The 21,347-nt window shown below is 65.4% G+C and carries 30 protein-coding genes; 13 read left to right on the plus strand and 17 right to left on the minus strand.

The window, feature by feature from the left end; all coding sequences use genetic code 11:
* Positions 1 to 22: 22 nt before the first annotated feature.
* Entirely contained in the window at positions 23 to 934 is a 912-nt protein-coding gene (locus ACVMDN_RS15160) for a dienelactone hydrolase family protein (protein ID WP_082653994.1), read from the minus strand.
* A gap of 110 nt (positions 935 to 1,044) precedes the next feature.
* On the opposite strand from ACVMDN_RS15160, the gene ACVMDN_RS15165 reads away from it, so the two are divergent.
* A complete protein-coding gene (locus ACVMDN_RS15165; RefSeq protein WP_057019936.1) occupies positions 1,045 to 1,920 on the plus strand; it encodes an MBL fold metallo-hydrolase in 876 nt (291 codons plus the stop codon).
* Positions 1,921 to 1,945: 25 nt separating this feature from the next.
* On the opposite strand, the gene ACVMDN_RS15170 is transcribed toward ACVMDN_RS15165, so the two are convergent.
* Genes ACVMDN_RS15170 through ACVMDN_RS15180 form a run of 3 tightly spaced genes read right to left on the minus strand, consistent with a single transcriptional unit; the run spans position 1,946 to position 3,208 of the window.
* Complete coding sequence (locus ACVMDN_RS15170; protein WP_057019937.1) at positions 1,946 to 2,137, minus strand: hypothetical protein; 192 nt, start codon at positions 2,135 to 2,137, stop codon at positions 1,946 to 1,948.
* A gap of 50 nt (positions 2,138 to 2,187) precedes the next feature.
* Positions 2,188 to 2,490, minus strand: coding sequence for a PilZ domain-containing protein (locus ACVMDN_RS15175; protein WP_057019938.1), 303 nt, complete (start codon positions 2,488 to 2,490; stop codon positions 2,188 to 2,190).
* Between the two features lie 4 nt (positions 2,491 to 2,494).
* A complete protein-coding gene (locus ACVMDN_RS15180) occupies positions 2,495 to 3,208 on the minus strand; it encodes a DUF2336 domain-containing protein (protein ID WP_159109438.1) in 714 nt (237 codons plus the stop codon).
* Positions 3,209 to 3,883: 675 nt separating this feature from the next.
* Between ACVMDN_RS15180 and ACVMDN_RS15185 the strand changes: the two genes are divergently transcribed.
* Both ACVMDN_RS15185 and ACVMDN_RS15190 read left to right on the plus strand, forming a co-directional pair.
* Complete coding sequence (locus tag ACVMDN_RS15185) at positions 3,884 to 4,570, plus strand: AraC family transcriptional regulator (RefSeq protein WP_349629106.1); 687 nt, start codon at positions 3,884 to 3,886, stop codon at positions 4,568 to 4,570.
* 71 nt (positions 4,571 to 4,641) lie between these two features.
* Positions 4,642 to 4,887, plus strand: a complete 246-nt coding sequence (locus ACVMDN_RS15190; RefSeq protein ID WP_076832093.1) for a hypothetical protein — start codon at positions 4,642 to 4,644, stop codon at positions 4,885 to 4,887.
* A 125-nt stretch (positions 4,888 to 5,012) separates the two neighbouring features.
* On the opposite strand, the gene ACVMDN_RS15195 is transcribed toward ACVMDN_RS15190, so the two are convergent.
* Positions 5,013 to 5,261: a hypothetical protein gene (locus ACVMDN_RS15195; protein ID WP_021079659.1), complete on the minus strand. Its 249-nt coding sequence runs from the start codon at positions 5,259 to 5,261 to the stop codon at positions 5,013 to 5,015.
* Between the two features lie 150 nt (positions 5,262 to 5,411).
* Here ACVMDN_RS15195 and ACVMDN_RS15200 point away from each other — a divergent pair, with 150 nt between their 5' ends.
* Both ACVMDN_RS15200 and ACVMDN_RS15205 read left to right on the plus strand, forming a co-directional pair.
* A complete protein-coding gene (locus ACVMDN_RS15200; protein WP_141340487.1) occupies positions 5,412 to 6,089 on the plus strand; it encodes a nitroreductase in 678 nt (225 codons plus the stop codon).
* Positions 6,090 to 6,325: 236 nt separating this feature from the next.
* Positions 6,326 to 7,489 (plus strand): acyl-CoA dehydrogenase family protein, encoded by a 1,164-nt coding sequence (locus tag ACVMDN_RS15205; protein ID WP_016843936.1) that lies wholly within the window; start codon positions 6,326 to 6,328, stop codon positions 7,487 to 7,489.
* Positions 7,490 to 7,638: 149 nt separating this feature from the next.
* Here ACVMDN_RS15205 and ACVMDN_RS15210 read toward each other — a convergent pair whose 3' ends face one another.
* Together ACVMDN_RS15210 and ACVMDN_RS15215 are read right to left on the minus strand one after the other, a co-directional pair.
* Entirely contained in the window at positions 7,639 to 9,720 is a 2,082-nt protein-coding gene (locus ACVMDN_RS15210; RefSeq protein ID WP_456816148.1) for a methyl-accepting chemotaxis protein, read from the minus strand.
* Positions 9,721 to 9,884: 164 nt separating this feature from the next.
* Positions 9,885 to 10,136 carry a hypothetical protein gene (locus ACVMDN_RS15215; protein WP_057019943.1) on the minus strand — a complete coding sequence of 84 codons (252 nt, stop codon included), beginning with the start codon at positions 10,134 to 10,136 and terminating at the stop codon, positions 9,885 to 9,887.
* 192 nt (positions 10,137 to 10,328) lie between these two features.
* Between ACVMDN_RS15215 and ACVMDN_RS15220 the strand changes: the two genes are divergently transcribed.
* Together ACVMDN_RS15220 and ACVMDN_RS15225 are read left to right on the plus strand one after the other, a co-directional pair.
* Positions 10,329 to 10,919: an NADPH-dependent FMN reductase gene (locus ACVMDN_RS15220; protein ID WP_057019944.1), complete on the plus strand. Its 591-nt coding sequence runs from the start codon at positions 10,329 to 10,331 to the stop codon at positions 10,917 to 10,919.
* A gap of 34 nt (positions 10,920 to 10,953) precedes the next feature.
* Complete coding sequence (locus ACVMDN_RS15225; RefSeq protein ID WP_141340489.1) at positions 10,954 to 11,736, plus strand: SDR family NAD(P)-dependent oxidoreductase; 783 nt, start codon at positions 10,954 to 10,956, stop codon at positions 11,734 to 11,736.
* An 85-nt stretch (positions 11,737 to 11,821) separates the two neighbouring features.
* On the opposite strand, the gene ACVMDN_RS15230 is transcribed toward ACVMDN_RS15225, so the two are convergent.
* The gene (locus tag ACVMDN_RS15230; RefSeq protein ID WP_016843931.1) at positions 11,822 to 12,205 is read right to left on the minus strand and encodes a hypothetical protein; all 384 of its coding nucleotides are present in this window, start codon (positions 12,203 to 12,205) and stop codon (positions 11,822 to 11,824) included.
* A gap of 175 nt (positions 12,206 to 12,380) precedes the next feature.
* On the opposite strand from ACVMDN_RS15230, the gene ACVMDN_RS15235 reads away from it, so the two are divergent.
* Positions 12,381 to 13,010, plus strand: coding sequence for a L,D-transpeptidase (locus tag ACVMDN_RS15235; protein WP_016843930.1), 630 nt, complete (start codon positions 12,381 to 12,383; stop codon positions 13,008 to 13,010).
* Between the two features lie 75 nt (positions 13,011 to 13,085).
* On the opposite strand, the gene ACVMDN_RS15240 is transcribed toward ACVMDN_RS15235, so the two are convergent.
* Positions 13,086 to 14,162, minus strand: a complete 1,077-nt coding sequence (locus ACVMDN_RS15240; RefSeq protein ID WP_310884733.1) for a hypothetical protein — start codon at positions 14,160 to 14,162, stop codon at positions 13,086 to 13,088.
* Between the two features lie 381 nt (positions 14,163 to 14,543).
* Here ACVMDN_RS15240 and ACVMDN_RS15245 point away from each other — a divergent pair, with 381 nt between their 5' ends.
* From ACVMDN_RS15245 to ACVMDN_RS15255, 3 genes are all read left to right on the plus strand, one after another.
* Entirely contained in the window at positions 14,544 to 15,125 is a 582-nt protein-coding gene (locus ACVMDN_RS15245) for a septal ring lytic transglycosylase RlpA family protein (protein WP_141343298.1), read from the plus strand.
* Positions 15,126 to 15,558: 433 nt separating this feature from the next.
* A complete protein-coding gene (locus ACVMDN_RS15250) occupies positions 15,559 to 15,741 on the plus strand; it encodes a hypothetical protein (protein ID WP_141343297.1) in 183 nt (60 codons plus the stop codon).
* 104 nt (positions 15,742 to 15,845) lie between these two features.
* On the plus strand, positions 15,846 to 16,052 hold the full coding sequence (locus ACVMDN_RS15255; protein ID WP_057019948.1) for a hypothetical protein: 207 nt from the start codon (positions 15,846 to 15,848) through the stop codon (positions 16,050 to 16,052).
* A 104-nt stretch (positions 16,053 to 16,156) separates the two neighbouring features.
* Here ACVMDN_RS15255 and ACVMDN_RS15260 read toward each other — a convergent pair whose 3' ends face one another.
* On the minus strand, positions 16,157 to 16,885 hold the full coding sequence (locus ACVMDN_RS15260; RefSeq protein ID WP_141343296.1) for a class I SAM-dependent methyltransferase: 729 nt from the start codon (positions 16,883 to 16,885) through the stop codon (positions 16,157 to 16,159).
* A gap of 128 nt (positions 16,886 to 17,013) precedes the next feature.
* Here ACVMDN_RS15260 and ACVMDN_RS15265 point away from each other — a divergent pair, with 128 nt between their 5' ends.
* A complete protein-coding gene (locus ACVMDN_RS15265; RefSeq protein ID WP_016840754.1) occupies positions 17,014 to 17,199 on the plus strand; it encodes a hypothetical protein in 186 nt (61 codons plus the stop codon).
* A gap of 89 nt (positions 17,200 to 17,288) precedes the next feature.
* Here the strand turns inward: ACVMDN_RS15265 and ACVMDN_RS15270 are convergent, their stop codons facing one another.
* From ACVMDN_RS15270 to ACVMDN_RS15300, 7 genes are all read right to left on the minus strand, one after another.
* Complete coding sequence (locus tag ACVMDN_RS15270) at positions 17,289 to 17,525, minus strand: hypothetical protein (protein ID WP_016840755.1); 237 nt, start codon at positions 17,523 to 17,525, stop codon at positions 17,289 to 17,291.
* A gap of 323 nt (positions 17,526 to 17,848) precedes the next feature.
* Positions 17,849 to 18,022, minus strand: coding sequence for a hypothetical protein (locus ACVMDN_RS15275; protein WP_168857013.1), 174 nt, complete (start codon positions 18,020 to 18,022; stop codon positions 17,849 to 17,851).
* Between the two features lie 9 nt (positions 18,023 to 18,031).
* Positions 18,032 to 18,262, minus strand: coding sequence for a DUF6894 family protein (locus ACVMDN_RS15280; protein WP_141343295.1), 231 nt, complete (start codon positions 18,260 to 18,262; stop codon positions 18,032 to 18,034).
* A 139-nt stretch (positions 18,263 to 18,401) separates the two neighbouring features.
* On the minus strand, positions 18,402 to 18,746 hold the full coding sequence (locus tag ACVMDN_RS15285; protein WP_141343294.1) for a tRNA-binding protein: 345 nt from the start codon (positions 18,744 to 18,746) through the stop codon (positions 18,402 to 18,404).
* Entirely contained in the window at positions 18,746 to 19,372 is a 627-nt protein-coding gene (locus ACVMDN_RS15290; protein ID WP_141343293.1) for a LysE family translocator, read from the minus strand. Before ACVMDN_RS15290 ends, ACVMDN_RS15285 begins: the two co-directional genes overlap by 1 nt.
* 18 nt (positions 19,373 to 19,390) lie before the next feature.
* On the minus strand, positions 19,391 to 20,263 hold the full coding sequence (gene pdxY, locus ACVMDN_RS15295; RefSeq protein ID WP_456835113.1) for a pyridoxal kinase PdxY: 873 nt from the start codon (positions 20,261 to 20,263) through the stop codon (positions 19,391 to 19,393).
* Positions 20,264 to 20,273: 10 nt separating this feature from the next.
* On the minus strand, positions 20,274 to 20,447 hold the full coding sequence (locus ACVMDN_RS15300; protein WP_016840760.1) for a hypothetical protein: 174 nt from the start codon (positions 20,445 to 20,447) through the stop codon (positions 20,274 to 20,276).
* Between the two features lie 588 nt (positions 20,448 to 21,035).
* On the opposite strand from ACVMDN_RS15300, the gene ACVMDN_RS15305 reads away from it, so the two are divergent.
* Positions 21,036 to 21,278: a hypothetical protein gene (locus tag ACVMDN_RS15305; RefSeq protein ID WP_057019953.1), complete on the plus strand. Its 243-nt coding sequence runs from the start codon at positions 21,036 to 21,038 to the stop codon at positions 21,276 to 21,278.
* Positions 21,279 to 21,347: the final 69 nt, after the last annotated feature.

Below are 21,347 nucleotides of genomic sequence, written 5' to 3' on the forward strand. Positions count from 1 at the left end.
TTTCTGGTCGATTTGCGGCGGCCTAATCCTTCAAGCCGTCGATTGCGGCAATCGCCCGCACCATCGCGTCCTGGAGCGCCGCGCTGTTGGCGGGATTCGACTGGCGGCGACGGCCGGGATCGTCGAAATCGTGGGTGGCACCCGGATAAACCACGACGTCGATCTTGCTGCCGGCAGCAACGGAGCGGCTGGCGACGTCCCGGCAGCGGTCGGGCGATACTTCCTCGTCGTCCGTGCCGAGCAACATCGTGATCGGTGCTGCCGACCCGAGCGTCTGCGCCAGCAGCGCGGCCGGCCCGCAGCCCGGATAGAACACGAGCGCGGCGCGATACCCCGACGTCGTCGCGCCTTGCCGCTGCATCACGTTCAGCGCGGTGCTGCCGCCATTCGACCATCCCTGCAGGAAGATGCGGTTGCTGCTGATCTCCTTCTGGCTGCGCAGCCAGCTCAGCGCGCCCTCGGCGTCTAGCGGCCGCACAGTCTTTTCATTGACGTCGCTGCGATCAGGATCGTCATGCGTGTAGCGGCCGAAGCCGTGCGCCTTGCCGCGCGGACCAAAACTGTCCGGCAGCAGCGCGAAATAGCCGTGGTCGGCCCAATACTGTCCCCACATCGCGTGGCGCTTGGACAGGCTGCCGGCATTGCAGGCCGCCGACGGATTGGTTCGCGACACCAGCGTGCAGTCCTTGTTGACGTTGGTCGAATAGGGGCCGCCGCGGCCGTGCAGCAGCACGATGGCAGGGTACGGGCCCGGCGTTTGCGGCCTGAACAGGTAGCCGACGATCTCGGTCTTGCCGTCGGCGCTCGGAAAGAAAACGGTGTCGGGCGCGGCTGCCGCCACTGTCGGCAATGTCGTGAGCATCAGGAGGACGATCGGAATCGCGCAATGGGTCATTCCCGCAGCATGAGCAGGATTTCGGATGAATTGCGGCATGGTTGTTTCCCTCCAGCAATGCAAAGCCGCATGGCGTGCTGCACGGCGCTCGGCTTGTGAGGCGAGGTGCCGCCCGCTACGCTTTACAAAAAACCGGGAGCGAAACAACCATGAAGCAGATCAGGATCGGCGACATCACGATCGACGCGGTGATCGAGCGCGAAGGACCGTGGCGGCGGCCGCAGGATTTCTTCCCGACCTACAACGACGATGTGTTCAAGCATCATCTGAAGACGATGGAGCCGGAGGTCTTCGATGCCGCGCGCGGCATGATGGTGATCACCTATCAGACCTTCGTGGTGCGGACGCCGCGCTACACCATCCTGGTCGATACCTGCACCGGCGAGGACAAGGGACACCCGCCGCCGTTCGACTTCCCGGGCAAGGAGCGCTGGCGCAACGAGCTGTTCGCGCTCGGCATCTCCTATGAGCAGATCGATTATGTGTTCTGCACCCATCTGCACATCGACCACACCGGCTGGAATACGACGCTGCGCGACGGGCGCTGGGTGCCGACCTTCCCGAACGCGAAATACGTCTTCCACAAGGGCGAGTATGCGGCCTGGGAGGCCGAGAACGCCAAGGGCGCCAATCCGCCCGGTACGGTGTTCCGCGACAATTGCCTGCCGATCGTCGAGGCCGGGCAGGCGCTCCTGGTCGACGACGACTACGCGCTCGACGACACCGTGACGCTGACGCCGACCCCGGGCCATTCGCCCTGCCATTGCTGCATCAACATCTTCTCGAAGGGGCAGCGCGCGGTGGTCGCCGGAGACCTGATGCACCATGCAATCCAGTGCCGCGAACCGGAATGGTCGGCCAAGCCCGATTGGGATCCGAAGCAGTCGGCGATATCGCGGCGGAAATTCTTTGCCTCCGTTGCCGAGACCGACACGCTGATCCTGCCGATCCATTTTCCGGCCCCGACGGTCGGCCTGATCAAGGCAGATGGCGATCGCTTCGACTATCGCTTCAAGCGGGAGTAGGCGCGCGACAGTCGGCAGCTCAAGGTCACCGCGCTGCGCGGGTCCGGCGCGGGACCTGGGTCAGAAACCGTTCCAGATCGGCGCACAGGCGATGCGCCATTTCCTCGTCGATCGCAAACGTCGCGACGCTGCCGGCGCAGTCGATCTCGATGGTCCCGCGCAACGGTGCGGCGGAGGCGGTCGATACCCTGATGTTGGTCGCTCTCTGTACGGTCATGTCGTCAACTTCCCTTCGGGCCGGTTGCGCCAATCCTCATTTTGCAATCCTCACCTTGGAATGACGGGGCGTCCCTTTCGCCGTCTCTCTTCGATGAACCTCACGCCGATCTCGGCACCGTCGACGCGAACGAGCTCGCAGCGGCGGAAGGCCAGTCCACGCGAGGACAGCACCAGGAAGAACTCCTGGGCCTTCAGCACATCGAGCGATCCGTCGACCTCGAGCCGGGCCCCGCTCTGCGAGACGTCGAGCAGGATGCAACTCCGCCGCCACGTGCCGTCGACACCCATGAGATTGACGGGATAGCGCGTCTCGAGCCTGACGCGTTCCGCCCTGCGGTCACCATACGTCATTGCATCACTCGCACGACCTGAGAGCGCTTCCTGCCCGGGAGCGCTTCGTCGTTACCGTGGCCCGCGCCTCCGCATCGTCGATTGTGGCTGGTGGGGTCGCGGAGGCGCGGGCTGCGCTGGCATCGATTGCAGCGCGGATCGTGTCCTGAAGATCGGGCCGCGCAAGCTTGAGCAGCCGGGCCTGCTGGCGCGGCGTGGACCGCATAACGAGGTCGGCAAGAACGCGGCGAGGTAGATCCTTGCGCGAGATCAATCCGTCGGCGATGTCGTCGTCGCGCTCGGCAGCATCGATCATCATGGCGAGGCCCGCGCCGGTCAGTTCAGCGCCGGGATTGCGCGCGAGGACCCGAAGCACGCTGCTGTCGCCTCGCATCAGGAGAATGTCCGTGAGCTCCGCATTGACGGCCTTGCGTCCTGCGATCGCGCAGAGGTGTCCCTCGGCCCGCATCCAGGCGATGTCGATCAGGTCGGCATCGGGGAGGCATTCGCATTTGCGCAGGATCGGAGCGGCGACATCGGCGTCGTCATGGTTGGCCAGACGGCGCGCGAGTTCCCGCGGCACCAAGCGCAAATCGGCAAACGAGCGGCTGAGCGTGGTCAGGGTCCGTAGTTCGACGTTCTCGGTCAGGCGGACCAGGATGCCGTCGAACATCTCGACGTGGTGCGCGCTGAGGCGGTGAGCGTCTTCGAGAAACAACCCGGCCACCTCCTGCAGCATGCGCGTGCGGAGGTCGGGCGAGCCAGCTTTCAAGACATGGTCGAGTTTGGCAATAAGATCGGGCGAGGCAATAACTGTCATTGCGGTCTCTAAAATGGTCCGCGACGAGGAACATCATCGTTCCCGATGCCAATTTGCTCCTCGAATCTTTAATAGGGGTATAGAAATTGATGGGGAGGGCCGATTGCGGCGGTGGATATCCCGCTAAAGACTATCGAAATTCGGCAGCCGCGTTACATTGGCGGATTGTCCGGTTCGACGAACGGACCGCATTTTTCCTGATTGAACCTATTGGACGATTCGCATTTTGTGCATGGAATTTATTGATGCGGCCGGCGCGCAAGGCGCCGCGTCGCGCGCAATTTTTCAAGAGCATTTCACGGGAGCGGTCATTTGACGGCGCCATTACCGGTGCCGAGAGTCTTTCGTTTTGACGATGTTGATGCATTCCGGAGTTCGATCCGAAATCTGGATGTTGATTTCACGCCACTTGCGCGGAAGATTTCGGCCGAGCAGGTCATCCTGAGTTTGCCGGGATGCGAGCTCAACTACACGCAGTCCTTTCCGCGGATCGTCGACGCACAGCTTGCGCCGCACACCACTGCGGCCGGCTTCACGATGGATGACGGGGTCCCGATCCGCTTCAACGGCGTCGAGCGCGATCGCGCGGTCATCGTGCTCGGTGGCGGCGGCGCGTTCTACTCGTCGGTGGAGGAGACGCCCCGCCAATATGCCTCGGTGATGTTTACGCCGGAGATTGTCGATCGTGGCTGGCCGCAGGCGGGTCTCCATTTCAGCATTCACGAAATTTCTCAACGCGCGCAGGATCGGCTGCGCGAAGTGGTGAGGCACATCCTGCTCGTGACCTCGCAGCCGACCGATGATGCCCCGTTCGCCAGCGGCGAGTCGATCAAGGAGACGCTGCTTGCCGCGATCGACAACGCCTTCGCCGAGATTGTGCCGGCCAAGTGGACGACGCGGGCCAACACGACGCGCCAGTTCAAGGTCTTCAACGACGCGCGCGCAATTCTGGCAGGCGACGTGGCGCACCCGATCTACAGCGGCGAACTCGCCAGGCAGATCGGCGTGTCGGTGCGCACGCTGCATGACGCCATCCAGCGCTACCGGGGCGTCAGCCTGCATCGCTATTTGCGGTTGCGCCGGCTCTGGCTGGTGCGCCAGCAACTGCTGGCCGGTGCGCCCAGCGTCAAGATGTGCGCGCTGGCCTACGGATTTTGGCACTTGAGCGATTTTTCGCGCAGCTATCGGTCGCAATTCGGGGAAGCGCCATCCGAAACATTGGCCGCCTCGCGCCGTCCGGGCGCCACCCGCGCCGATCCGTCCCGCGGACACGGTTCGTAACCATCGATCTGAACGGAATCTTAACGGCCGCCGACGAGCCTGTGGGTACGATTTCACCAGAGGCGACGGCAATGCATCCCCGGAGATTTGCGCGTGTTCGTCCGAGCGGATGCGTGTCCAGTGTGGTCAAGCTCCAGCTTGAACCGAAGGCGCCGCTGATCGAGTGCCGGCTGGTGGACTATTCCGCCGGCGGGGCCTGCCTGGAATTTGCCAAGCCGACCCAATTGCCGGAGCGTTTCGAAATGTTTCATGGCAACACCCGGAAGCGTTGCCGGCGGGTTTGGAGCAGGGGTGTGCGGGTCGGCGTATCGTTCTGAGGGCGCCCGCCGATCAGGGGCGATCCACCGGCCAATAGCCGTTCGGGCCGCGCCCTGCGCGACCCGATGGTTTGTCCCGATTGAAGTCTGTCCCGATGAGGGGTGAAAAGGCGTCGGCGAGAGGCTCAGGCGCCGCTCTGGCACTTCTTCATGAACGAGGTCTTGGCCGCGCCGGCGAGCTTCTTGCCGTCGGAGCCGACTGCCTTGGTCTCGCAGGCGTCCGTCGTGCACTTCTTCATGAACGAGGTCTTGGCCGCGCCGGCCAGCGGCTTGCCGTCCTTGCCGACGGCTTTCGTCTCGCAGGAGGCGTCCTGTGCAAATGCCGAACCGGCGGCAAAGGTCGCGATCACGGCCGCCAAGAAAATCCGCTTCATCTGGGTTCTCCCTAAACCAAACCAGTGGCCGGATTGGATACGGGATTCTTGGCCCGATCAAGTTCCCATGGCCGATTTTGTCGATAAAATAACCCGATCAGATCAAGGAAATTCCGCGCGCAGCGCGGAACAAAATCGGGGAAGCGCGGAATGGAATTCGAGACGCTGGTACAGTCACGCAAAAGCGTGCGCGGGTTCAAGAAGCAGCCGGTGTCGCGGGCGACCGTCGAGGAGATCATCGAGGTGGCCAAGCGCGCGCCGTCCTCGATGAACACCCAGCCCTGGCACGTTCACGTCCTGACCGGGGCGCCGCTGGAGGAAGTGCGCCGCCGCAACATGGAAGAGATGGTCGCCGGTGCCAAGGTGAAGCGCGACATCGTCAGCCATGGCGAATACCAGGGCGTGCACCGCGGCCGCCAGGTCGACATCGCCAAGAAGCTGTTCGGGGCGATGGGGATCGCCCGCGACGACAAGCCGATGCGGCAGGACTGGGTGCTGCGCGGCTTCCGCCAGTTCGACGCCCCGGTGTCGCTGGTCCTGACCTACGACCGGATCCTCGATCCGGGCGCGGTCTGCCATTTCGATCTCGGCGCGCTCTGCTACGGCATCGTGCTGGCAGCCTGGGATCGCGGCCTTGGCAGCGTGATCAACGGCCAGGGCATCATGCGCTCCGACATCGTGCGCGAGGTCGCCGACATCCCGGAAGATGAGGTGATCATGACCTGCGTCGCGATGGGCTATCCCGACGACAGCTTTGCCGCCAATGCGGTGCGCTCCGACCGCGAGGCCAACAACGATTTTGTCCGCTACGTCGGCTTTGCCGATTAGCGCCGCGTCGATCGCTTGCTCAGGGGATAACAACCTCGTGCGTCGCGATCGGCTGCGCGATGCACGGGCGTGTCCGGCGCATTGGCGTACGCGCCGACCACGCCGCGGGATATTGAATTCCGCGCCGTGAAACCATCGCGCGAGCGTGAGCGTGGCTGCGCGTTTCCGCTATTCTCGCCGGTAAAAAATGCGCTACTGGTTTTTTGAAGCACAACAGCGCGGGCGAGGAATCCCAGATGAGCGACGATGAACAGACAGCTATGATCCGCGAGACCGTCGCGAGATTCGTCGATCGCGAACTGATCCCGCTCGAGCCGCACTATCTGAAATCGAAGCTGCCCGGCAGCGATCACCCCGAGCTCACGTCGGAACAGCGCAAGCGGCTACGCGACGTCTCGAAGGAGCTCGGCCTCTGGGGCCTCGATGCGCCCGAGGATCTCGGTGGCCACGACCTGCCGACGCGCACGATGGCTGCGGTGCACGAAGAACTCGGCCGCAGTTGCGTGCCGTTCGTGCTGCCGCCGGACTCGCCGAACCTGCGCATGCTGCAGGCGGTCGGTACCGACGCGCAGAAGAAGAAATATCTGCAGCCCTATATCGAAGGCCGGATGGCCTCGGCGATCGCGATCTCCGAGCCCGGAGCCGGCGGCGATCCCGCGGGCATGAAGACGCGCGCGGTGCTCGAAGGCGAACAGTGGGTGCTCAACGGCCGCAAGATCTGGATCAGCAATGCGCGCGCCGCCGACTTCATCATCGTGATGGCGCGGGTCGGCAACGATCAGCGCCAGGGCGGCATCACCTCCTTCATCGTCGAGAAGGGCACGGCGGGCTTCATCATCGAGCGCGAGATTCCGATGGTCGGCGGCGGCTCGACCTATGAGATCGTGTTCGAGGACTGCCGCATCCCGAAGGACTCCGTGCTGGGCGAGGTCGGCAAGGGCTACGCGCCGATGCAGCTGCGGCTGCGCACGCGGCGGCTCGAGATGGGATCGACCTGCGTCGGCATCACCAAGCGTGCGCTCGACATGATGTGCGAGCACGCCAAACAGCGCGAGACGTTCGGCGTCAAGCTCGCCGAGCGCCAGGCGATCCAGTGGTGGATCGCCGATATCTCCACGCGCATGCATGCGTGCCGGCTGATGGTGCGCGAGGCCGCCGACAAGACCGACCGCGGCGAGGACATCCGCCACGAGGCCTCGATGATCAAGGTGTTCGCGACCGAGATGGCCTATGACGCCTGCGACCACGCCATGCAGACGCTCGGCGCGCTCGGCGTGACGCTGGAATTGCCGCTGAACGCGCTGTGGCAGAAGGCCCGCCTGATGCGGGTCTACGAAGGCCCGAGCGAGGTGCATCGCCAGGCGATCGCCCGCCGCGTGCTCGGCCTGCGCGGCGGCTAGCAGGGCGCGCGGCCCTCAAGCAAACCCGTCATTGCGAGCGCAAGCGAAGCAATCCATCGTGCCGCAGTGGAGACATGGATTGCTTCGTCGCTGTCGCTCCTCGCAATGACGAGGAGAAAACCTGCCACGTGGTCGCCACGTGGTCTCGATTACGCGGCCCGCACGTCGGACAGGAAGCGGTTGACCTGGCCGGCGAGGTCCTTGGACTGCGTCGAGAGCTGTTCGGCCGCGCCCAGCACCTGGTTCGCGGCGCCGCCGGTGTCGTCCGCGGCGCGCTGCACGCCGGAGATGTTGGAATTGACCTCCTGGGTACCGCGCGCGGCTTCCTGAACGCTGCGCGAGATCTCCTTGGTCGCCGAGCCCTGTTCCTCGATCGCGGCGGCAATCGCGGTGCCGATCTGGTCGATCTCGGTGATGACGTCGATGACGCTGCGGATCGCCGTCACGGTCTCGTCGCTCGCGGTCTGGATCGCGGTGATCTGCTCGGAGATCTCCGTGGTTGCCTTCGCGGTCTGGCCGGCCAGCGACTTCACCTCGGACGCGACCACGGCAAAGCCGCGGCCGGCCTCGCCGGCGCGGGCCGCCTCGATGGTGGCGTTGAGCGCCAGCAGATTGGTCTGTGCCGCGATGCTCTGGATCAGCGTCACGACGTCGCCGATCTTCTGCGCGCCCTCGGCCAGCGAGCGCGCGGTGTCGCCGGTACGCCGGGCATGATCGACCGCGCGCGCGGCGATCTCGGTCGAGGTCGCGACCTGGCGGGCGATCTCCGAAATCGAGGAGGTCAGCTCCTCGGTGGCGCTCGCCACCGTCTGCACGTTGGTCGAGGTCTGATCGGACGCCGCGGCGACGATTGCGGCTTGGCGGTTGGTGTCGGCGGCGGTTGCCGACATCGATTGCGCCGTGTCCTCCATCACCGAGGATGCCGCGGACAATCCGCCGACCAGTTCGGTGACCTTGGCTTCGAAGGCGCGGGTCAGATCGTCGAGCACGCGGGCGCGGCGCATCTTGACGTCGTTCTCGGCTTCCTTCTCGGCAGCGAGGCGATCGGCTTCGATCTTGTTGTCCTTGAACACCTGCACGGCGGCGGCCATCGCGCCGATCTCGTCCTTGCGCGCGGCGCCCGGGATCGTCTCGGCAACTTCGCCCGCGGCAAGACGCGACATCCGGCCGGTGAGGGCCGCGATCGGGTTGAGGATGCGGCGGCGGACCATGACGATCAGGCCGGCACTGACGGCAACGACCGCGAGCAGCCCGATCAGCGCCACCACGAAGCTGAAGCGCGCCGACGAATAGGCGCCCGCAAGGCCTTGCTCGGCGTTCTCGTAGAATGCGTCGCGCACGGTGATGATGGAGGCGAGGCCGATCTGGGATTCGGCGTAATAGGTCTCGACGTCTTGCTCATACTTGCCGGAGATCGCGCCTTCCTTGGCGAGCTTCAGCGCCTTGCCGAAACGCTCGACGTAGTCGGCCTGCATCTTGCCCAGCGCCGTCAGGACATTGGCTGATGTCGCCGGATTGTTGCGCAACTCCTGCAGCGTCGAGAGGATCTGCTCGGTGCGGCCGGTGCTGCGGAACAGCTCCAGCTTTTCCTGTTCGGTCGCGACGCGCTTGGCGCCGACCAGCGCCTTGTGCAGGCTGGCATTGAGGCCGCCGGTGTCGCGCAGCGTCCAGGCGACATTGGCGTAGCTGGCCTGGCGGTAGGCGTTGCCGTCAAGGCCGGCGAGGCGGCGCACCTGCTCGTCGAGCAGCACGGTGACGCCGGCGTTGAAGACGGAGTTGTCGGCGACGATCTTGGTTGCCGCCGGACGGCGGGCATCGACCGGACCTGCGATCGCCTTCTCGATCGCGTCGCGGAGCGCGACGAACTTGGCCTTCAGCGCATCGATCGCGCTCGCAACCGCTTCGCCGTCGTCGAGCGAGCCGGGCAGCGTGGCGCGGACCTGATTGACCTTGGCGAGGGCGCCGTCGGTCAGCTTGCGCAGCTTGTCGAGATCGGTGATCTGCTTCTGGTCGATCGCACCGGTGCTGAACAAGAGGTTGGTGGACATGCCGCGTTCGGAGTTCATGTAGCGCGGGATGTCGCCGACGGCGCGGACGATTTCGAGCCGGCTCTGCGCGGTCGAGATCTTGTCCATGGTCTGGTACTTGGTCACCGCGACATAGGCCGCCAGTCCGCCGCCGACCGCGGACAATGAGACGATCGCGGCCGTCAGGAGAGTACCGATTTTCATGGGATGCGCGCCATTCTTGACGAGAGAGGGGTGGCCTCAACCGTAGCGGGCGTGCATTAAGCTTGGGTTTATGATGCGGGAGCCGCCGCAACGGCCCCGGCCGTTTGGTCCGAAAGTCGAAGGCGCCGCGTCGCCCGGCCGCGCGTGGCGGCGGGCGTGACACGTCAGTGCTCGTCGTCGTCAGCGCCCTTGGCCGCGGGGCGGTGCTGGGTGGCGCCGTTCGAGCCCGCTTCGCCGCAGGGGAGTTGGTTCCAGGTGCCATCGGCGGCCTGCTGATAGGCCTGGCAGCCGGACGAGGTGGTGGTCGTGGATTTGTCGTCGGCCTTCTGCCGCTCGGTACTCTTGCCCAGCGCGGGCGTGGCAACGGCAGCGATGGCTGCGAGCGAGCCTGCGAAAACCAGCTTTGCGATCCGCATGTCGGTTCCTCCTTCTCGAAGCGAAAACATATCCAGAAAACAAATCTGGCGATTTTTGGCCACGGCGAAGGGCCTGCGACGAATTGCTTAATGCTGGCGGAACGAGCCGGCATGCCGGTTAACACTTGTGCGCGGCGGCTCACCGCGCCCGCGCCGCAGGACGCTGTTGCCGCACCGTGCTAGGATCGCCCCATGACCCACCGCATACTCGTGTTCTACGGCTCCTATCGCTCGGATCGCATGGGCATCCGGCTGGCACATTTCGTCGTCGACGGCCTTCGTGCCCGCGGCAACGATGTCGAGTTGATCGATGCCAAGGAGGTCGGCCTGCCGATGCTCGACCGGATGTACAAGGAACATCCCAAGGGGCAGGCGCCGGCCGTGCTCGAAACGCTCGCCGGAAAAATCCGCGACGCCGACGGCTTCCTGTTCGTCACCGGCGAATACAATTGGGGCATTCAGCCCGGGCTCAAGAACCTGACCGACCATTTCCTCGAGGAATGGTTCTGGCGTCCCGCGGCGATCGCAAGCTATTCGGCCGGGCGGTTCGCCGGCGTGCGTGCCGCGACCGCCTGGCACGGTACGCTGTCCGAGATGGGCATGGTGGTGGTATCGAGCACGATCGGTGCGGGGCCGATCGCGCAGACGCTATCGGCCGAGGGCAAGCCGATCGGCGAGGGCGGCAAGGCGCTCGAACGCGCCTTTCCGCGCTTTGCCGAGGATTTTTCCTGGTGGATCGAAGCCGCCAAGGCACAGCGGGCGCGCAAGGCGCCGCCCTACTGAGCGCAGGTCTGCCAATCCCGGGAGTTTCGCGATCATGAGCCTCTTCACATCGCCGTTCGATCCCGCACGCGAGACAGCCCTGGTCACCGGCGCGGGCAACGGCATCGGCCGCGCCATTGCGCAGGCCCTGGTCGGCGAAGGTGTGCGGACGGTGTTTGCCGATCTGTATGAGGACAGGGTACTGGCGGCGATCAAGGCCGCGCCGCGTCCCGAACTCGCGGTCGCGTGGGCCGGCGATCTCGCGCAGCACGCGGCGTGCGACGCCCTGTTGGCGCATGCGCAAGCCTCGCTCGGGCAGGTGACCCATTTCGTCCACAGTGCTTCGCCGCCGCGCCGCGAAGCCGATCATGCGATGGCCGTCGATCAAGAGATCTGGCGGCAGATGCATGCGGTCAATCTCGATGCCGGCTTTCATTTGTCGCGCGAACTGGCGCGCAGGCTGATCGCGGCGAAGACGCCGGGCTCGTTCCTGCTGCTCACCTCGCTGCATGCCGGCACGCCGCGCAACCTGCCGCATTACTCGACCACGAAGGCCGGCATGGCGATGCTGGTGAAGGAGCTTGCCAAGAGCTGGGGCCGCTATGGCATCCGCGTCAATGCGCTGGTGCCCGGCGCGATCGCGGCCGGCGGCTTCGTCGCCGATCCCGCGCTGGCAAAGCACATTCCGCTCGGGCGGCTTGGCCAGGCGGACGATCTGGCGCCGATGGCGCTTGCCGTGCTCTCGCACAAGCTCTCGGGTTACGTCACCGGGGCGTCGATCGTGGTCGACGGCGGCCTGTCGCTGACCAACTGGTTCGCGCCGCCGGAGCTCGATTGAGGATTCTTGTCTGACGCGTTTTCTTCACGCGAACCGGTGCCCATCCCGCATCAAGTGCGGGACAGGCTTCGCTCGAAAACGCGTTCTATTCCTTCGTCCTGATGTAACCCGCGAGCCGCGTCTTCTGGTCCTGGCACCAGGTCGTCATGCTGCCGGCGCGGCGCTGATCGAGGTCGGTGGTCTGGGTTGCGATCGCGACTTCCGTCATCAGGTCGTCGGCCTGCTTCTCGCCCATCTTGCCGCCGGTATGCATGAAGGCGATCGCCTTGCGCACCTTCTCGGTGGTGCCGTCGGGCAGATGCATGTCCTGCGCCCGCTGCACGAGGTCCTGATAGACCAGATCGGTGCCGGGGCACTCGACCTTGGCGGCGAAGGCCTGCAGCACCATCGTGACATAGGCCGCGCGCGGATCGGCATGGGCAGGGGTTGCTGCGACAATCAGGCCGCCGATCAGCAGGGCGTAACGCATGAATTTCCTCCGGAGGTTTTGGACGTTTTTTGTGAAGCTAGCGTCCAAGGGAACCGAGTGCAACCGCCAGGACACACTCACGGAAAGAACCGATCAAACGGACGTGTTCCAACCTGCGCTGCCACGATTTGAGCACGATTTCGGCAGCATGTGGCACAAGTTGACGCAGGGGAGAATGATCGTGTCAAAGTTGGGGCTTGCTGCGGTGCTGGTGGGATCGCTTGCGCTTGGCGGCTGCATGCAGGCGACGCTGTCGCCGGCGACGGATGTCGCGATGACGTCGCGCGATCGGCAATTGCTGGCGCATCCGCCCTATGCGGATGCCAAGATCCCGCAGCAGTTCCAGCGGCACATTGTCGAGTACACCCGTCGGGAGCAGCCGGGCTCGATCCTGGTCGATACCGACGCGCGCTACCTCTATTACGTGCTGCCCGGCGGCAAGGCGATCCGTTACGGCGTCGCCGTCGGCGAGGAGGCGATGGCCTTCTCCGGCGTCGCCACCGTCGGCCGCCTGGCCGAATGGCCGGATTGGGTTCCGACCCAGGATATCCAGGAGCGGCTCGGGCCGTATCCGAAGCGTGTCGCCGGTGGACCGGCCAATCCGCTCGGCGCCCGCGGCATCTACCTCTACCAGGGCAACAAGGACACGCTGTATCGCATCCATGGCACCAACCAGCCCGAATATATCGGGCAGGCGATCTCGTCGGGCTGCATTCGCATGACCAATGGCGACGTGATCGACCTTTATCAGCGGGTCAAGCCGGGCGCGACCGTGGTCGTTCTGCCGCCGGGACAGAGCGCGTAATTCGAATACAAAGTGTATTGCGGCCGATCGCGTCATCGCGATCGGCCGCAAGCTTTTTTAAAGGTCGGTCGGGCTTCAGCGCAGCGGCATCGGCGGCCGAACCACCGGGCCGCCATCATCCGCGTCAACAACCGAGGACTGCTGCTGCACCGGCCGCGGTGCCGCAACCGCCTGCGGGGCGGCGGCGGGAGCCGGCAGCGGTGCTGCTGAAGCGGGCGGTGGAGGCGGCGGGATATAGGCCTGCGCCGGCCGGCGCACCGGCGGCGGCGCAACGGCGGCATGCGGCGCCGCCTGCGGCGTGACCGCGGCGCGCGGGCGCGGCGGAGCGACCGGCCGCGGCTCGACGGCCCTGGTCTCGGTCGTCTTAGCGACGCGCTGTGCCAACTGATCCTGGCCGGCCTTGAGCTGATCGATGCTGGTCTTCAACTGCTCGATCTGCTGTCCCATCGACGCGAGATCGCGCGCCATCGATTGCAGCAATTGCGTCTGGTCGGGTGCCGCTGCGGCTGGTGCCGCCGCGGTAGCGGGCGCAACCGGCGCTCCTGCGGCAGCCGGTGCCGCGGCAGGGGCGGGCGCCGGCGCGGCCGTGGCGGGCACGGCCGTGGCGACGTCCTGTGGCGGAGTGGCCGGTGCAGCTTCAGCTGCCGCCTGATCGGTTGTCGCCGCCGGTGCTGGCGGCGCACTCACCTGATCCGAGGCGGAGGCTGCCTTGCCTGGGATCAGCGAAGTCAGTGCAGCGATCTGAGGCGCCCACTCGGCGGCGATCTGCTTGGCGCGATCGCCGTAGTGCTGCCACGCCGCGGTGCCCATGGCGCCAGCGATCGCGAAGCAGAACCAGAAGGCGCGGATCGCCCATTTGCTGGTGGGGCGCGGCGCGCGGTCCAATCTGATGTCGTCCAGTCGGCCGTCATGGCTTGGCGCGCTATAGGCCGGCTCGGCCGCCACTGACATTGGCGTGACCGGCGGCACCGAGGCGACGGCCGCGACCGGGGGTGTGGACGAAGGCGCGAGGCTCGAGCCGAAATAGGGCTCGCGCTGCCCCGGCGCTGTCCTTCCGGCAGGCGCGGCGGCGTTGTCCGGGCGTACCGGAGCGAAGCTCGGTTCGATCGCGAAAATATCGTGTGGATCTGCGTCTTTCAGTGTCGATTGCATGGCGGTCCCCGTTTCATTCCAAGGTCAACCGCAAATGGGCGGCCGGCAAATTTACGCTCTGTATTGACCCCTGACCCTGTCCCCACGACTCCAGCCCGGTTTGACCAAAGCAAGGCGAGAGGGTGGAGAGGTTGGGGAGTTTGGGGAACCGAAACCCGGGGGCGAGGGGGCGTGGCCATCCACGGCCCGAGTGCGGCGCTTCAAGCCGGTATTTCCGGGTGAAGCGTCCGGGTTGTGTGGCGCATCCACCACATCCGAGGGGAAATCGCATCGCGTGCGGCAGGTCTGACCGCGCTCCGCCACCGTTCCGCCCCGATTGGATTCGGCTGATAGGCCGTTGGATTTTCGGCTTGGGCTGGGGGCGCAAGTTGGGGGTGCAACATGTCACGCGACGATGCAGTCAACTCGTACGTCGGCGTCAAATGCAGCGCGCATGGTGCTGCGGCCCCGATCCTGTTTGCGCATGCCCGAAAGCCGCTCCGGCTGCTCGCCGTGATGATCGGCGCGGCGTCGCTCGCGGCGTGCGCGCAGTCCTCCGTTGTCAGCCAGCGCTCACAGGCGCTAGCGAGCCGGCCTGCGTCGATCGAGCCGACGCGGGCTGCGTCATCTGCGACACGCACACGTGTCGCCACGGCGCGCAAGCATACGCCGTATGCCTCGCGCAGGACCGGCCACACCAAGATTGCGTCGCAGGGCGTCGCGAGCTTCTACAGCGAGGAGCAGCCGACCGCGAGCGGCGAGAAGTTCGACGGGCGCGAGTTGACCGCCGCGCATCCGACATTGCCATTCGGCACCAAGCTGCGCGTGACCGACGTCAAGAGCGGTCGTTCGGTCACCGTGCGCGTCAATGACCGCGGACCCTACGTCCCCGGGCGCATCGTCGACGTCTCGCATTCTGCGGCGCAATCGCTCGGCATGATCGGCAAGGGCATCACGAATGTCAGGCTCGACGTGGTGCAGTAAATAGCGTGGCGCAAGCCAGGTTCGGGATTTTTGCCAGCTCGATCGGGAAAAAGTCCCGGCGTTGCGCGCGCTTTAATCCTGTTGTCCGAATGACGGCGGCAAATAGAATTGTTGCCGCTACTTCCCCGCGCTCTCCATTTCCAGGCGCGTGGATTTCTACCCAATGAACCTTCCCCGCCTTGGTGTCCCTCCAGGGCGGGGTTTTTCTTGTGGCCGCCATGCGCGCCGCATGCGTCGACAGGGCGAGCCGGCGCCATAACCTCCGTCCTGCTTTGGAGGGCGGCCATGCCAAACAACAATCAAGAAACTGACGGCTTCGCACGCTCGATGACGGCAGAGGCACGCACCGGATCGAGGTCGGCCTCGATGCGCCGCGCGAGGGCACCGCGACGATGACCGGCAACAAGCTGCATTCGAGTACCAGCCCGACCTGATGCGCGTGGTCGCGAGCGGCAGCTGGCGCGACCTGCGCACGTTCGTGATGACCTGGACCTGCGTGGAATCGGCGTTTCGCGACACCGTGACCTGCACCTTCGAGGGGCCGCAGATGCGATTCGCGCGCAGCGTCAACTCATTGGCGCTGGATATGCCGACCTTGATGGGAAAGCTCGCATAGGCGCGACCGAACGTTGCGCGCTGGCGGATCCTGCGCCGGCGGTTCCACCAAATTGTCACAGTCCCAGCGAAATCCGGCCCAAAGCCGCTGCCAACAAACGCCGGATGGACCAAGTCGGCGAGGGACAAGCGTTGGCCTACAAGATGATCGCAGAACGCGAGAACGAAACGGTCAGGATCGAGCGCGAGAGCACCTTCATCATCATCGCCAAGGCCAAGGTCTGGGCGAGCGAAGGGTGGCAGGTGGTGATCACCGACAAGGACGGGAAATCATACCCGCCCGAGGAGTTCGACAAGCTGCTCGCGGCTTGACGCCAAAGCGCGATGAGTTCGGGTTGAAGCTTCATCGCGCTTTAGCTCTTCAGTTAGAGCATGATCTCCTCGGAAAACCGCTTCGCACTTTTCCGGATCATGCTTTAGCGTTGCGCTGACACCAGCAGCATCATCGGCCGTTCGAGCTCGTCGGCCAGTTCGGGCGCGGCCTTGACCTGCTCCCGCGTCGGGCAGAATTCCTCGACATGGCGCAGCGTGAAGCCGGCGGCGATCAACGCGTTGAGCGTGGTGCCGATGGTGCGGTGATATTTCACCACGCCCTTCACATACCAGTCGGTCCGGCGTTCGCCTTCGATGAAGTAGCGGTTGACCGGCCAGGTCTTGTGGCCGTCTTCGTCCTGCCCCCAGTCCGGATGGACGGCCGCCATGTAGACCGGATGCTCGACGGTGAAGACCAGATGCCCCTCCGGGACCAGCGCGCGATACAGCATGCGCGCCAGGCGATCGAAATCCCTGATGTAGTGGAAGGCGAGGGCGGAGTAGGCGAGATCGAATGTCGATTTCGGCAGCTCGAGCGTCTCGAGGTCGGCGATCTCGTAGGTGATCGCCGCATCCTGCGTCATGGCCGCGGCGCGGGCGATCATGTTCTGCGAGAGGTCGATGCCGAGCACGTCGGATGCGCCTTGCTCGCGCATCCAGCGCGACACCCAGCCGAAGCCGCAGCCGAGATCGACCACGCGCTTGCCCGCGACATCGGGCAGCATGGCGCGGATCGCCGGCCATTCGGGCGCGCCGAGCAGTCCGCGGACCTGCCGCGGCAGCTGGCTGTAGCCGGCGAAGAAGCCGGGATCGTCGTAGATGTTCTGCGCCATGGCTCTCTCTGTAGCCGCCGCCGCGCCGGGTGGGAACCGCTGATTGTGTCGCGCCCGGCGCGCTGCTGGAACCAGACGCGGCGCTCGGTGGTTTCTGATGTCAGCAGTCGACAGCCGAGGAGAGCGCCATGTTAGCCGAGATGCAAATCCACACCATCGCGCGGCAGATGCTGTTGAAGCACGGTCCGGAGGCGATCGCCCAGGCCGCGCAGAACGCCGTGGCTTGCGAGAGCAAGGGCGAGACCGACGACGCGCGCGACTGGCGCCATATCGAGGACGCGCTGAAGATGATGCGCGGACCGCATCAGAGCTGACGGCGGGCGGGGCAGCGACCCCGCCGTCGCGCAACAACACTGGGACCGCGCGAGGCGAGCGCGGTCGCCGCAGATCTAACCGACGGACGCTAGCCCGCCCTGCGCCACCGCGGCACGGGATCGAGCGGCGTGCGGTAGAGCTCGCGCCGGTCGATGTCGGTGACGCGCACCGCGCAGCCGCGCGCCTTCAGCTCCGGCTTGACCTGCGACAGCTCGTTGGCGAGCTGGTCGGCGCGGTCGGAGGCGAGGCTGATGTCTTCGAGGATGATGGTTCCTTGATTGCGGAACTCGTCCCCCACCACGAGATCGAAGGTGTAGTACGGCATTCCGAAGTCTCCGTTTCGGTTTGCATCACAGGGTAACACTGAGTCGAGCATTCCCTAAGATGCGTGGCGCACAATCAACGTGCGATCGGCGCAAAAACGATGTGCAGCGCATCAAGCACGACGAACGAACAAGCCACGCCGCACGGCGAAGGAGTCCTTTGAACCAGCTCACCGCCATGCCGTTAAGATTTGATTAAAACAGTCGTCGCAAGCTCAGGACCAAGTGGAATCGCAGCGGAACCGGACTCCGGGAACCGGCAGCTGCAGGAGAAGGCCGGTGGCGTAACGCCCGCCGGCCTTTTCTCGTTGTGGATGCCGCGAAGCTAGTCGCGCAGCGCGGCTTGCCGCCGGGCGCGGCATTTCGGGCCAGGCCCGCGCATGTAATACAGTTCGGGGCGATAGGGATTGATGACGCCATCGATCAGCGCGACGCAGCGCGCGACGAGGCGGGCGAGGTGGCGCCGCAACGGCTGCAGGGCAAGTTCCATCGCATTCATGGCACGCCCTCAGTGCAGCTCGCCGAGGATGGCGGTGAACGGCAGCTCGAAGATCTCGGTTCCGATGTCGTCGGTGACGTGGACTGCCCAGTTGCGCCAGTCCTCCACGCTCGATGTCATGACAAAGCTGCGCGCCAGTTGCTCCGCATACACGCGCGCCTCCGCCAGATCCATGGCGGCGCCGGTGCGATCCAGGATGACGTGCTTGTCGTCGGAGCAGTGAAAGAAAACTGCAGACATCTTCCGATTCCCATGCCGAAGCGATTCTCGCGCGTTGCAATAGCAGCGCGCGCGGGCACGGAGAATCCGGGTGATCCCCCATCGGTAAACTACGGGGAATCCAGACGATTTGAATCACGCGGCCGTGATCAGCCCGACGTCAGAAGATCGGCTCGCCGATCGCAACCTCGCTGCGCGGGCCGAGCACGATCACCTCGCCGCTGGCGTCCTTGGCGCCGAGGATCAGGAGTTCCGAGGTGAAACCCGCGATGTTCTTCGGCCCGAGATTGCAGATGCACACGACCAGCGCGCCGACCAGCGCCGCCGGCTCGTAATTCGTGATCTGCGCGCTCGACCACATGATTCGCCCGGCGCCGATGTCGACGCCGACCCTGTAAGACGGATTGCGGGCGCGCGGAAACGGCTGCACCTCGACGACCTTGCCGATCCGGATATCGAGGCGGGCGAAGTCGTCGTAGCTGGCCTGCGGCTTGAGCGGAGACATCAGCGCTCCTGGAACGCGAGGCGGACGCCGAGCGCGATATAGATCGTGCCGACCACGCGGTCCTGCCACTGCCCGATGCGGCGATGCCGACTGATCCACGGGCTGATCTGGCCGGCGGCGAGCGCCAGCAGCGAGGTGTAGACCGCGCTCATCACGACGAAGATCAGGCCGAGGGTCGCGAACTGCGCCACCGCCGAGCCGTGGCCGGGGTGCACGAACTGCGGCAGGAAGGCGAGGAAGAACAGCGCGGTCTTCGGATTGAGCATTTCCGCCCAGATTGCCTGCCGGAACGCGCGGCGCGGATCGACCGGCTGCGCCGCCGGCAAATCCAGCTCGTCGTTCTTCTCGAACAGGGCGCGGACGCCGAGCACGATCAGGTAGATCACGCCGGCATATTTCACGACCGAGAACGCCAGCGCCGAGGTCATCAGCACGGCCGAGAGGCCGAATGTCGCCATCGCGGTGTGGACGAGATCGCCGAGCGCGATACCGAACCCGGTCGCGACGCCGACGCGCGCTCCGCCGGTGACCGAGCGCGCCAGCACCAGCAGCACCGCCGGCCCGGGAATCAGGAACAGACCGAGCACGACGGCGGCGTAGGTGAGGAGGGTGGTGATGTCGATCATGAAGACCTGTCCCGGATGTCAGGATACGGCGATGGCGACCGCCGCGAAGCGTGGCTTCGGATCAAGCATCACGCCGGCGCTTTCGACAATGCGCATTTCCTCGGTTCCGCTCTGCGCCGTGCGCTCCAGCACGCCGTGGATGCCTGACCCAGCGTGGCTGAGCGCATCCGGCGTCGCCAGGCCGCGCGCGCGGGCGGCGACGAACAGCGCGGCGAACAGGTCTCCGGTGCCGGACGGGCTGATCGGAACCCGCGGCGTGCGCAGGCGCCAGGCGCAAGTCTTGTCGGATTGAGTGCGCTCGATCGCCAGCGTCTCGATCTCGCTGTGCGGCGTGCCGGCCAGCTCGGCGCTGGTGACGACGATGGTCGCAGGTCCCCGCGCCATCAGCGCGCTCGCCTGCGCGACGACGGCGTCGATCGTCGTCGCGCGTGCGCCGCAGAGGAATTCGAACTCGAAATGATTGGGCGTGATGATGTCGGCGAGCGGGCAGAGCTGGTCGCGCACCAGCGGCGGGATGTCCGACCGCACGAACATGCCGCGGTCGCGGTCGCCGAGCACGGGATCGCAGCAATAGAGCAGGGCCGGGTTCGCCGCCTTCGCGCGCTCGACGAAGTCGGCAACGTCCATCGCGATGTCGGCCGAGCCGAGATAGCCCGACAGGATCAGCCGCGCGGCCTCGACCGCGCCGCGCTCCTCGATGCCGCGCAGCAGGTCAGCGACCAGCTGCACGTCGAGCACCCGGCCGCGGATGGTCGGATAGCCCGGCCGATTGCTGAGCAGCGTGGTCGGCACGGCGACGACATCGATGCCGTGCAGCTGGATCGGAAAGCTGGCGGCGCTGTTGCCGACATGGCCCCAGGCGACCTGTGACTGGATTGAGATGATCGTCATCTTGTGCGCATCACCCGAACAGTGCGGCGTAGATGACGTAGAGCCAGCCCAGGATACCGTGGATGATGGCCCACAGGATCGAATGGTTCTTGGTGTAGGAGATCGCGATCGCCAGCGCCGAGCCGAACCCCACGCCGTATTTCGCGCCCTCGACGCGGACGCCATAATATCGATTGCCGTTCATGGGGAATCCTTCCAGCGGGAGGGCGTGAGCGTGGAGACAGCGTAACCTGCCAGTTGCCGTCAGTTCAACGGCGGATTGGGATTCCGCGGCATTGCTAAGCTCGATCATTCCTGGGCAAAGCCCTCGCCTTTACTGCCGGCATGACGGTGATGGAGTCGGCGCGCGCATCTTTCTCCATTCGCCGGGACGACATCGAACGTGTGGTGCGCTGCGAGTCATACATCCGCATTCTCGCGACATGTTTTGTCTGATCGCACCCATGGGCCGCGAGCAAAGGGCAGTAAGCGGAATATTTTCTTATTCTGATATCGACAGGTTTTGCTGAGTTGCCCGTGGGGCTGTTTTGTCGCAGGCGGCGCAGCCGGGTTTGATTTGCGGGTTCGCGTCGGGACCTCGTCTGTCACGCTGCGATCAACCGATCGTGTCGGATCGACGTGGAAGAAGATGCACGGGTGGACTGTCCTGCATCCAAACGCTTGCCTCATGGCGTCGGAACAAGACGGCAGAGCGATCGATCATGATGTGAGCGCGAACCGATCGGCGGCGGCGAACAACGCGCCGGCGCGCCGTATCCAACAGGAGCAACTGATGTCAGGGATCAAACAGATTGCGGCCGCGCTGACCGCGCTCGCCATGCTGACGGCGTCGGCCATGGCACACGAAGTGCCGGCGGCGGGCCCATCCGCGCTCGTGAAGAGCCATGCCGCCGCCGGCCGCTGGAGCGGCGGTCCGCCGCGCATGGCGGTCCCGCATTTCGGCGAGTCCGAGGCGCTGCCGCGCGACCAGCCCGGCGGCGTCTGCGATCACGGCGACAATGCCATGATCTGCTGAGCCGGATCGTGCATGGCGGTGATCTCCGGCGAAAGTTGCGCTAGCCTTGCTGGGACGTCTCCCTCCAGC

The sequence above is a fragment of the Bradyrhizobium sp. USDA 4510 genome (genome assembly GCF_054059095.1).